This window comes from Nitrosomonas sp. Nm51 (assembly GCF_900111165.1).
GTDB lineage: Bacteria > Pseudomonadota > Gammaproteobacteria > Burkholderiales > Nitrosomonadaceae > Nitrosomonas.
The window spans coordinates 35,688-47,026 of the sequence record NZ_FOGH01000009.1 but is presented as its reverse complement, the minus strand read 5'-3'; the positions used below and the strand labels follow the sequence as shown (position 1 = coordinate 47,026).

General features: G+C 45.8%; 10 protein-coding genes and 1 pseudogene. 7 read left to right on the top strand and 4 right to left on the bottom strand.

The annotated features are described in order from the left end of the window. Window positions 1–404: 404 nt before the first annotated feature. Window positions 405–1,025 (top strand): annotated as a pseudogene (locus BMY60_RS05220) (ISAs1 family transposase); the annotation flags it as partial. A gap of 127 nt (window positions 1,026–1,152) precedes the next feature. Here BMY60_RS05220 and fliE read toward each other — a convergent pair. Both fliE and BMY60_RS15660 read right to left on the bottom strand, forming a co-directional pair. Further along, window positions 1,153–1,476, bottom strand: coding sequence for a flagellar hook-basal body complex protein FliE (gene fliE / locus BMY60_RS05215; protein WP_090331854.1), 324 nt, complete (start codon window positions 1,474–1,476; stop codon window positions 1,153–1,155). A 2-nt stretch (window positions 1,477–1,478) separates the two neighbouring features. Further along, window positions 1,479–2,156 (bottom strand): AAA-type ATPase lid domain-containing protein, encoded by a 678-nt coding sequence (locus BMY60_RS15660; protein ID WP_177166590.1) that lies wholly within the window; start codon window positions 2,154–2,156, stop codon window positions 1,479–1,481. Window positions 2,157–2,463: 307 nt separating this feature from the next. Between BMY60_RS15660 and fliF the strand changes: the two genes are divergently transcribed. The 6 genes from fliF to BMY60_RS05180 all read left to right on the top strand — a co-directional run bounded on the left by fliF (window position 2,464) and on the right by BMY60_RS05180 (window position 9,347). Continuing rightward, the gene (gene fliF / locus BMY60_RS05205; protein WP_090331852.1) at window positions 2,464–4,188 is read left to right on the top strand and encodes a flagellar basal-body MS-ring/collar protein FliF; all 1,725 of its coding nucleotides are present in this window, start codon (window positions 2,464–2,466) and stop codon (window positions 4,186–4,188) included. Then, complete coding sequence (gene fliG / locus BMY60_RS05200; protein ID WP_090331921.1) at window positions 4,181–5,176, top strand: flagellar motor switch protein FliG; 996 nt, start codon at window positions 4,181–4,183, stop codon at window positions 5,174–5,176. Before fliF ends, fliG begins: the two co-directional genes overlap by 8 nt. Window positions 5,177–5,276: 100 nt before the next feature. Next, entirely contained in the window at window positions 5,277–5,990 is a 714-nt protein-coding gene (locus BMY60_RS05195; RefSeq protein ID WP_090331850.1) for a flagellar assembly protein FliH, read from the top strand. Then, window positions 5,971–7,407 (top strand): flagellar protein export ATPase FliI, encoded by a 1,437-nt coding sequence (fliI, locus tag BMY60_RS05190; protein ID WP_256250702.1) that lies wholly within the window; start codon window positions 5,971–5,973, stop codon window positions 7,405–7,407. The genes BMY60_RS05195 and fliI overlap by 20 nt, the downstream gene beginning before the upstream one ends. A gap of 15 nt (window positions 7,408–7,422) precedes the next feature. Then, window positions 7,423–7,878 carry a flagellar export protein FliJ gene (gene fliJ / locus BMY60_RS05185; protein ID WP_090331848.1) on the top strand — a complete coding sequence of 152 codons (456 nt, stop codon included), beginning with the start codon at window positions 7,423–7,425 and terminating at the stop codon, window positions 7,876–7,878. 146 nt (window positions 7,879–8,024) lie between these two features. Further along, complete coding sequence (locus BMY60_RS05180; protein ID WP_177166589.1) at window positions 8,025–9,347, top strand: flagellar hook-length control protein FliK; 1,323 nt, start codon at window positions 8,025–8,027, stop codon at window positions 9,345–9,347. Between the two features lie 14 nt (window positions 9,348–9,361). Here the strand turns inward: BMY60_RS05180 and bamB are convergent, their stop codons facing one another. Both bamB and BMY60_RS05170 read right to left on the bottom strand, forming a co-directional pair. After that, window positions 9,362–10,567 carry an outer membrane protein assembly factor BamB gene (gene bamB, locus BMY60_RS05175; RefSeq protein WP_090331844.1) on the bottom strand — a complete coding sequence of 402 codons (1,206 nt, stop codon included), beginning with the start codon at window positions 10,565–10,567 and terminating at the stop codon, window positions 9,362–9,364. Window positions 10,568–10,593: 26 nt separating this feature from the next. After that, window positions 10,594–11,232, bottom strand: coding sequence for a tetratricopeptide repeat protein (locus tag BMY60_RS05170; protein ID WP_090331842.1), 639 nt, complete (start codon window positions 11,230–11,232; stop codon window positions 10,594–10,596). Window positions 11,233–11,339: the final 107 nt, after the last annotated feature.

Sequence of the window (11,339 nt, the reverse complement as noted above, 5' to 3'; positions counted from 1 at the left end):
GAGAAATTACAGGAAATGCAATCGGGGGAGGATGGATCAGAAAGTATAGAAGGTATATAAGTGCTGCAGCTTACATGACATAAGGTGTCCACCTCACATTCTTGGCCGGAAGCCGTGTTACTTGTTTCTTTGAAATGAAGCGCATGCTGGTGGCCATCAGTTATAGGAGGAGCATCAACGGCATTGATTTTATTAACTGTATTTTCTTCATGTACGCACGGCAACTGCCCAAAAGCAAACGCTCCTTGCAATGGCAACCAAAACATGATTAAAACCAAAAGTATTCTGCCTGATCTTCCAGTCACTAGAATTTGATTTTATTTGACAATAAATAATTTTCTCTAAACACCAACACTTTCTACATTAAAGTATTGTCAGTGTCAAGCTGGATACCTAACATGACCAGGCGTAGTATTGACAGGGTTCCAAAAAAGGCGGCGATCCATATGGTTAGCGCATGGGCGCAGCGCAATAGTCTGGTTTTGGGTCAGGCTCAAGTGGGTGAAAAATCCAATGAAATTACGGCCATTCCCAAACTGCTTTCCCGTCTGGATCTTACAGGAACGGTGATCGCAATTGATGCGATGGGTTGCCAGAAGAAAATAACCAGCCAGATTGTCCGGCAAGACGCGGACTATATCTTGAGTCTGAAAGGCAACCAGACCAAAAAAGCCGCCGAGAGTGCGCTTGATACACTGGAGGCAAAATGGGGAAAACAGTATCCTACTATGATCGAATCATGGCGAAGCAAATGGGACAATTCATCGGTATTCTTCAAATACCCTGAGCCGATACGCCGCATAATGTATACAACCAACGCCAATGAAGCGGTGCCTCGTCAGTTTCGGAAATCAACCAAGATCAAAGACGTATTTCCAAATAAAATCAGTCTGTTGAAATTATTGTACGTTGGTATCAAGAACGCCAGCAGAAAATAGGCAATGCCATTTCCAAACTGGAATTTGACATTGTCCCAACTGGCGATATATTTTGAGGGCCGCTTGGATGCTGCACTGGATTTGTAAATTCGTTGCCGAATTTTATATCGCCGCTGAAAACGATCGCTGTCTGGGTGATCGGTTGAAGTGACTCAACAAGCGAAGCGCGTTAGGCGTTAGGTTGACACAGAATTATGAATGCCCTCGTTCAAATTCAGACCTGCATATTCATTATTTCCTGATAAGCCGTGACGAGTTTATTACGAACCTGTACCATGGACTGGAAAGATACATTGGCCTTTTGCAATGAAATCATCACTTCATGCAGGTCCGTATCGGAATCGCCGCTGACAAAGTCCCTGCTTAGCTGCCCCGCTGTCTGCTGTACGTCATTGACCTTGTCGATCGCGGCTTTTAATGTCCCGCTGAAGTCAACCCCGGCTGTTTCATTATTTTCTTCCGGTTTCTTTACACCTGAGGTCAGTGCTGAGGCCGCATTTAATTGTTCAAATACATTATCAATTCCAGATCTATCCATAATTAAAACCCTAATTTCAGAATTCCCCGACACAATGGCTGTGATTTATGCCGAAGTGTATCCAGAATATGCTTGCGCTCCAGCGCTTTCATATCCAGTGATGCAGCTTCTACAGAAATATCAGTCTGCCGGGAATTAGTGCCGGCAACCGGTAGTATGGCGCGCTGCATCACGTTTTCAAGTTCCAGAACATTGTCAGGCCAGTGATAGTGCGTAAGAATGTTAATTGCATCCTGCGACAGGCTGCGGGCACAGCAATGCTGTGCGACCATCTTAATCCATTTCACAAAACGCCGTGCCAACGGCTCGATATCAAGCGGTCTTTGTCTTAGCGCCGGCACTTCAATCGGAAAAACGTTTAAACGGTAATATAAATCTTCCCTGAATTTTTTGCGCTTGACCATCTCAGACATATCACATGCATCGGGGTCCAATGCAATGACACCGCCAGGCAATGCACGCAATAACAAAGCCAGTTTCTGAGATAACGCTTCTTTCGCCGCCAATTGCCGGTGCAGTCCGCCATTAGCCAGCATCAGCTCACGCGTCAACCGCTCCACCTGCAGCTGCAAATCCCGATACGCGCCCGACAGCTGTTCAGAGGCCGCATTAAATACAGTGGATGCAACTTCCAACTGTTCCTGGCCCGGCATATCCGGCAATGGTTCGGCTACATTCATGTGATTGACATCTATATTCGAAATTCAATAACAATTGCTGATGATGAAGCGCAGCATAGCATTAAAGGAAAGTATTGTTATGGCTAGAATAAGACAAGCAAATTTGCTTTATTTGAGCATTCAAGAAAAATGAGAATTCTTGATAATACGTTCGCTGAGAATGTAATCCAGATTGGATATCATTACGCGGCATCAGTCGATTTTTGACGACCAAAAGACGTATAAGCAAACGACTAATTGCATCACTAATAATGTTTAAAACAATTTTTATCAACAATAATCTTGCAAGTTGAGCAGGAGTATATTTGTGGCCACAGTACCTAACGAAACCAACACAGCAAAAATTCCACCGCCCGGCATGGCTTCTGTATTAGGCAAATTCAATCAGCTGCCCAGCCAGAAAAAACTGGGAGTTATGCTCGCTGCGGCGGCAAGCATTGCGTTGCTTGCCGCCGCCTGGATGTGGAGCCAGTCACCCGATTACCGGGTACTTTACTCAAATATCTCCGATCAGGATGGCGCCGAAATTATCAGCGTACTGCAACAAGGAAATGTTCCATACAAATTTTCACACAATAGTGGCGCAATACTGATACCCAGTGACCAGGTGCATGAAGCACGCATACGCCTGGCAGGCCAGGGATTACCGCGAGGGGGGCTGGTCGGGTTTGAATTAATGGAAAATCAGAAATTCGGCATCAGTCAATTTCTCGAACAGGTCAATTATCAACGCGCCCTGGAAGGGGAATTGTCGCGATCCGTACAGTCTCTTTCAGCAGTGCAAAGCGCACGTGTACACCTGGCCATTTCCAAACCATCCGTTTTTGCCAGAGAAAGACAAAAACCCAGTGTTTCAGTATTGCTGAATTTATATCCGGGCAGAATACTTAGAGAAGAACAGGTCAGCGCTATTGTCCATCTTGTTTCCAGCAGTATTCCCAATCTGCCCGTTAAGAATGTCACTGTTGTTGATCAGGATGGTAATTTGCTCAGCGGTCAGGAACGTCCCAAAAATGAATCTAAACTCGACGCCAAACAGCTGGAGTATATACACGAGCTTGAAGAAAGCTATACAAAACGTATCGAAGCGATACTGTCACCGATTACCGGTGCTGCAAATGTACGCGCTCAGGTCACTGCCGATCTGGATTTCTCCAGAATCGAGCGTGCCGAGGAAATTTACCGTCCGAATAATACGGATACCGAAGCGGCATCAATTCGCAGCCAGCAAACAATGGAGTCGGTTTCAACCGGTAACAAAATTGATGGCGGCATTCCGGGTGCATTAACCAATCGACCACCTGAACCGGCAATTGCGCCTATCGAGATTAATGATGAAGACGCGGCCGACGGTATAAAACCAGAACCGCTGCCGACTGATCAACGTAAAGAATCAACCATCAATTATGAAGTCGATAAAACGGTTCAACATACGCATCTGCCTACCGGCAACATTAAGCGTTTGTCAGCTGCCGTAGTTGTCAATTACCGTAAAACAATTGACGAGGAAGGTAATGTCACGCATTCACCACTATCCAATAAAGAAATTCAGGAAATTAATGAGCTGGTAAAAGACGCAATGGGTTTTAATGAGGAGCGTGGCGACACCTTAACGGTTACCAATAATTTATTTACCGATTCAGACCATGCGCTAAAGAATATACCGCTATGGAATGATCCGGAAATTATCGCGCTGGCACAGGAAGCCGGGAAACAATTATTAATTGCCGCGATTGTACTGTTCTTTTTGCTAAAAATTCTACGTCCATTTCTCAGATCATTGACGCAAGATACTGAGCAGGACAAGAAAAAGACCGCAGAATTGACGGATAGCACTGCAGCCGCCAATGCATCAAAGCAGCCGGTGCAACTTGCCGAGGATGGAACACCTTTGTTGAATAAAAAACCTTCTGAAGAATCAATCAGAAAAGAAGTATTTGATAAAAATCTTCAGAAAGCCAAGCAGCTGGCTATCGACGAGCCGGCGATTGTTGCCAATGTTGTCAAAGAGTGGGTCAATGGCAATGGATGACATGGGTTTGAAAAAAAGTGCAATACTGCTCATGTCGCTCGGCGAAGATGAAGCAGCTTCGGTTTTCAAGTTTTTGTCGCCCAAAGAAGTTCAAAAACTTGGCAGCGCCATGTCCGGCCTGAACAACATTACCCAAGGTGAAATCGAGCATGTCATTGAAGAATTTAATACACAGGCCAATGGAAAAACTGCATTGGGTCAAGGCGCGAGTGACTATATCCGCAAGGTATTAACCAATGCGCTAGGCGACGAAAAAGCCGCCAATCTTATCGACCGGATTCTACATGGTGGCGACACCAGTGGAATCGAAGGATTGAAGTGGATGGATGCGCCATCGATAGCTGAACTTATTAAAAACGAGCATCCGCAGATCATCGCCACCATTCTTGTGCATCTTGAACGCGATCATGCCAGCGAAATACTCAGCCTTTTTGCGGAACGCCTGCGCAATGATACATTACTGCGCATTGCAACGCTGGACAGCATTCAACCCGATGCGTTGCGGGAACTTAACGATGTGCTGACCAAGTTGTTGTCTGGTAGTAACAATATCCGGAAAGCACCTATGGGCGGCGTCCGTGCCGCGGCGGAAATCCTTAACTATGTGCCCACAGTTCAGGAGACCAGTGTAATCGATAATATCAGACAATACGACGAAGAACTGGCGCAGCAGATTATGGATGAAATGTTTGTGTTCGATAACCTGGTGGATATCGATGATCAGGGCATTCAACTGTTACTCAGAGAAGTTCAGTCGGAATCTCTGGTCATTGCACTGAAAGGCTCGCAAGAAGAAATCCGCGAAAAAGTTTTCCGGAACATGTCCAAGCGGGCTGTAGAATCCCTGAAAGAAGATATAGAAAGCAAAGGACCTGTACGCGTATCTGAAGTTGAAGCCGAACAAAAAGAAATACTCAAGGTGCTGCGTCAGCTGGCCGAGAGCGGACAGATTGCCTTAGGCGGCAAAGGGGATGACAGTTATATTTAACATACGTTGCAACACAGTCTACCGGTTATTTCACATGATCCGCTAAAACTGTCTTCGTTCAACGGCACGCCATTTACATAAAAAAACCGGAAGCATCCAGATGAATACAACCACTGTTATTCCAAAAGCTAAGCTGGCATCATACGAGCGCTGGAAGCTGGACACGTTTGACATACCCATCGCGGAAGCATCCGCCGAGAATCCGCAATCATGCGTTTCAGCCCAGAATCCTGCCCCATCTGCCGTAACACAGGAAACCGAATCTGTAATTCAAGCAGCAAAGGAAGACGGTCTCAAACAAGGTTATGAAGAAGGCTATAAAAATGGTTTTCAAGAAGGCCGGAGTCACGGTCACCAAGAGGGGAGGCAGCAAGGTGAATCAGAGGTTAAGGCAGAACTCAATCAAATCAATTCCGTATTTAATAACCTGAATGAGCAAATCCAATCAATTGAACAGCAAATTGCACAAGATATTTTAGCGCTGGCGATTAGTTTAACCAAAAAAATGATCACGCAGGCACTTACCATACACCCCGAATTAATCTTGCCCATTGTTAAGGAGGCAGCCCGTCACCTTCCCGGTTCCGAACAGCGTCTACGCCTTTTTCTCAACCCGGAGGACGCAAAAATCATTCGTCAATACCTGTCGGAAAAGTCGCCACAAGAAAGCTGGACAATTCACGAAGACACACATCAGGAGCGTGGCGGCTGCCGTTTAGAGGCGGATGGAAGCGAAATTGACGCAAGTTTAGAAACGCGGTGGCGACGTGCACTGGCGGCCATTGGTGAAAATAATGACTGGATCGATCAATAATTTTCAAATGCACAATCATCATGAAAATTGGCGCAATTATTTAAATAATTGCAATCAACTCGTCACGGCTTCAAAACCGGTCTTACTGAATGGAACCATTACACGCGTTACCGGACTGGTTATGGAGGCAACCGGGCTTAAACTGGCAATCGGCAGCAGTTGTACCATTTTTTTATCCAATGGAAACAATGTATCAGCAGAAGTTGTCGGGTTCTCAGACGAACGCCTGTACTTAATGCCAACCAGTGAAATTTTTGGATTAACGCCCGGCGCAAAAGTGATATCCACCGAAGTCGCGGCGGAGCCGCCTAAAATTGGAAAAAAACAGCATCCGCAAAGACGCGCTTCTGACCAAACCAAGCATGTTAATGTCGGCGAAGGATTGCTCGGGCGTGTACTCAACGGACTCGGCGAACCACTCGATCATTTAGGTTTAATCGAAACCGAGAAAAGCGTTCCGCTTTACAGCAGACCGTTTAATCCATTGGAACGAACACCGGTCTGCCAGCCACTTGACGTTGGCGTACGCGCAATCAATACATTATTGACCGTTGGCCGGGGACAACGCATGGGACTTTTTGCCGGAAGCGGTGTCGGCAAAAGCGTTCTTTTGGGCATGATGGCACGTTACACTGCTGCGGATGTCATTGTTGTTGGCCTAATAGGAGAACGCGGGCGTGAAGTAAAAGAATTCATAGAAAATATATTGGGGCACGAAGGCCTTACACGTTCAGTAGTTGTTGCGGCACCTGCTGATACATCACCCTTACTCCGGCTTCAGGGCGCCGCCTACGCCACTGCGATTGCAGAGTTTTTCCGTGATGAAGGCAAGCATGTTCTGCTGATAATGGATTCGCTGACACGTTATGCCATGGCACAAAGAGAGATTGCACTGGCCATCGGCGAGCCGCCAGCCACAAAGGGGTACCCACCTTCTGTATTTGCGCGGCTACCCCAACTGGTCGAGCGTGCGGGTAATGGCAAGCATGACAGCGGTTCAATTACCGCTTTTTATACTGTTCTTACCGAGGGAGATGACCACAATGATCCAATAGCCGACAGTGCGCGCGCTATTTTAGACGGGCATATTGTACTTTCACGCCGACTGGCGGAATCCGGCCACTACCCGGCAATTGATACTGAGGCATCCATCAGCCGTGTCATGGCCAACATTGTATCAATGGAACACCTCGAGACTGCAAGAAAATTTAAAAATATTTATTCGCATTATCAACGCAACCACGACCTGATCAGTGTCGGCGCTTATGTTTCAGGTTCCGATCCGGTACTTGACCGGGCAATTAAAATTTATCCGGCGCTAAGTCACTTTTTGCAACAAGGCATGGCGCAGCGGGAAAATTACGACAACAGCATTAGAAATTTGTTTGCACTCTTTAATAATCAAGACAACCAGTAACGATACGAGCCACACATGCCGGATATGTCGCCATTAATAAAATTGCTGAATCTTGCACAGAAACAGAGCGACGATTCGGCGAAAAATCTGGGAAGACTGAATTATCAACACCTGGAAGCCGAAAGAAAACTTAATTTATTACTACAGTACCGGCAAAGCTATCAGGACCGTTTGCAAAATGCTATACAAAGTGGTATGGGGCATGTTGAGTGGCAAAATTTCACCACATTTATTAACAAGCTCGATAATGCCATTTCTGAGCAGCGATTAGCAGTCGAATACACAGAAAACAACCGCAAGACTGGCAGCGGCGAATATCAATCCTGTCAACGTAAACTTAACGCCTACGCCACATTATTTCAGCGCCATCAGGAATCGGAAAATACACGGCAAAAAAAAATAGAGCAAAAAGCGCTTGATGAATTTACCAGTAACCGGTTTGCCCATCGCAATTCAAATTCAACCAAATGACGCCACATACACTAACAGCTTGGTACAGGCATTGCTTAACTACAGAATAAACACCAACAATTTTAATGAGATCAACTATGTTAAATTCATCCTTTCCCATTCAAGCACAGATACCGACAAAGCAGCCAGCAGTCAATCGTACTGATTTGATACGCACCAATGAGTCCAACGAGACTGAAGGAAAACAATTTGACAACGTTCTGGCGCGTGAAGTCGAAAATAAAAAACAACCGGCAGCAACTGACCGCGACCCAGGAAACGCAAATAGCGTCGATGCAAAATCAGCCGGCAACACCGAAAGCAAAGAAAATACAGTTAATAAAACCGATAACTCAGATTCCGGCAATACAGCAAAATCATCGTCTCAAACAAAGTCTGACCTTGCGCAAGAGTCAAGCCAAGAAAATGACACAGCGCAAATCGAATTAACAGAAAACAACACCGATAACACAATAATACCACCGCTGCAGACAGTACAGGTGCCAGGAATATCACCTAATCAGTCAGGGATACATGCAAATAACACAAACCTCGGACACGCTTCAGTCTCGACCTCGATACTTTTGCAGTCTCAATCGGAGATACAGCAGAACGATAAACACAGAATGCCAACGAACCAATACCCATGGCAACAACTATCACAAGCAGACAATTCTGCCGGTGACGGCAAGAAATTGCCGTTCCTATCCAATCTCTCCGGTAATAATTTAGGAAACGGCGGCTTACTAAATAATGCAAACCCAGTTAACACAGCTCGCAACGGAAGTATGCCGCAATTTTCGATTGATACAATGCAAAGCCTGTTGGGAAATCAGGATTGGGGACAATTATTACAAGCAGCGAATGTTACCAGTAGTAGTGACAAAATTTCAGAATTTTCAACAGATGCCGGTGACTTTCTGGCAAGGCTGACCGAAGCCAGTTCACTTCTTCAAACAGATTCAGATACAATATTCCAAACTGGATTAAATAACTTGTCACAAACACTTTCTCAAACCGCCACGCATGCAACTGCCTCGCAACATATCGATATTGACGCTCAAATCGGACAACCCAAATGGAATGGTGAGTTCACGCAAAAAATCGTTTGGCTTGCCAGCCAGCAGCATCAGTTTGCTGAACTTCGCCTGAATCCGGCCCACCTCGGCCCGGTGGAAATCATGTTAAATCTTACAAATGACAACGGCACGCAAGCATCGGCCCAATTTGTATCGCCACATTTGGCAGTACGCGAAGCGATAGAGGCGGCCTTACCGAGATTACGTGAATTAATGGCTGAAAGTGGTATTCAGCTTGGGGATGTCATGGTCGGAGCTGAATCATTTCAACAGCAGGATAAAGCTGAACAGCAGGCAAATCATCCAGATAGGAATACACCCGTAATTAGCGCACATAATAATTCTGACACAAGCCGGGAAGGTGGGATTACCATAGGCAGACACAACGGCATCGTTAATACCTTTGCTTAAATGAACGGGAAAATTTATAACTGTGTGCTGAAGGCAAATATACCGCCTTCAACAGTCTGCACGACAAATCCGTCAGGAATGCGCTGCGGGCGCGATAAAATAGCACTGCCATCCGTTGCTGCACGTGCCAACACCACGCCATCATAATTTCTCAGAATATTGACGTAACCTTTATCATCACCAATCACTACAACGTGACCAGCTACCAAAGGTGCGGTTAAATTTTTGCTGCCCAACCGCACCTGCTTCCACATACCGGCACCGCTTCTTTTGTCGTAGGCAGCCAATACACCATTATCTTCGGAAACATAAACATAATCGCTGTCCATTGCCAGTCCCGCACTACTGGATGATTCACGCGCCCAAATCTGTGTTCCGTCGATAATCTGAAAACAGCCCACTCGCCCCTGATAAGCAACGGCACAAATCAGGCGGTCGTCGACAGCCGGTGAACTGGTAATATCAGTCATTCGCTCTAACTCGGTCACACCCCGCGGTTGTGATACCACGGCCTCCCAACCCACATTCCCGGTAAACAGACTCATCCCTACTAATTTGCCACCGGCAAATCCTGCAAATACCGCACCTTGCGTAATGGCCACCCCCGCTGAACTGCGCACTGTCAGAGCAGGCGTTGCACCTTGAAAAAACCATTTGCGACTGCCATCCAGCGCATCGAGACCATAAATCCGTCCATCGGCCGTACGTACAACGACCATATTGTCTTTAACCTGGGGAGGACCTAGTACTTCACTACTGACTTGTGCCTTCCATACCGTATGGCCCGATTCATTGAAGGCAAACACTTCACCTTTAGACGTTCCTACCAGTACCGTACCTTCTCCGACTCCGACACCGGCTGAAAACGGATTTTTAGTCTTAACATCCCAGATTTTCTCGCCTGTCTCCGGTTCCAGTCTGGTCAACCGGCCTTCTTCGTCAGCCACATAAACAGCATCATTTTCATAGGCAACAATAAAACGGGATACTTCGCTATCACCGACGCGGTTTTTCCATAGAAGCGGAATTTCATCAAGTGCATTCAATGCTTCCAATTCCGCCTCATCGATTACTTCTTTTTCTTCTCCTTCAAAGAGTTCGGTAATTTGATATCCCAGCGAATCAAATATACGGGGATCGAATGGTAATGGCAGACTACTGCAACCGTTTAATAGGAATACCAAAAATAAAACCCATAATGATCTGCTTCGTCCAAGCACGCTGGTTCTCAATAGTATACAATCGATTATTCTGATTCACCCAGTGCATCCAGTTTCATTTGGACGATATTGAAATAACTGTTATTTTTATTCAGTTTATCAATGGCCGCTTGATAAGATAAACGGGCCTCTTCCGTTTCTCCTGACGCCAGCAAAACATCACCTTTTAAATCAGCATACAAACCGGAGAAAGAATCTAAATGCTCAGCGTTTAAATGCCGTAAGGCTTCGCTGTAGTTTTCTTCATCCAATAAAACACTGGCAAGTCTCAACCTGGCCAAATCTCTCATCTCGGGTTCTTTGGCATGATCAAGTATCCATTCTAGTTGCTGTTTTGCGCGTTGCATGTCACCTGCATCCACACTGGCCTTAGCGGCTATCAGTGCGGCACGCGGCGCATACCCGCTGGACGGATATCCTTCTGTTAACAAATATGCGGCATCGCCGATTTTCTCAATATCTTGAGTTGACTGAACCTGCTTCAACAAAGCATATAAATCGGCCGCCTGATGCGCTTGTTGTTGCTGATAATATTTCCATACCTGCGTGGCACCGATGGTTGCAACCATTGTCGCCAAAACTATTGTTATAATAGTTCCATACTTGTCCCACCATGCTTTAATGCCTTCAATTTTTTCTTCTTCTTCTCGATTATATGTCGCCATTGTATTATCCTGAAAGAATCTCTGTTCACATCAAAATTCAAACACAATCAATATCTGTTTAAATCTCATGTTTTGTTTTAGTCAGTCTGCCAAAACAAACAACATGC

Coding starts and splice junctions, on each gene's coding strand:
- fliG (WP_090331921.1), top strand. CDS start 4,181: ATGGATGACATGGGTTTGAAAAAAAGTGCAATACTGCTCATGTCGCTC.
- fliI (WP_256250702.1), top strand. CDS start 5,971: ATGACTGGATCGATCAATAATTTTCAAATGCACAATCATCATGAAAAT.
- BMY60_RS15660 (WP_177166590.1), bottom strand. CDS start 2,156: ATGAATGTAGCCGAACCATTGCCGGATATGCCGGGCCAGGAACAGTTG.
- fliJ (WP_090331848.1), top strand. CDS start 7,423: ATGCCGGATATGTCGCCATTAATAAAATTGCTGAATCTTGCACAGAAA.
- fliE (WP_090331854.1), bottom strand. CDS start 1,476: ATGGATAGATCTGGAATTGATAATGTATTTGAACAATTAAATGCGGCC.
- BMY60_RS05195 (WP_090331850.1), top strand. CDS start 5,277: ATGAATACAACCACTGTTATTCCAAAAGCTAAGCTGGCATCATACGAG.
- BMY60_RS05170 (WP_090331842.1), bottom strand. CDS start 11,232: ATGGCGACATATAATCGAGAAGAAGAAGAAAAAATTGAAGGCATTAAA.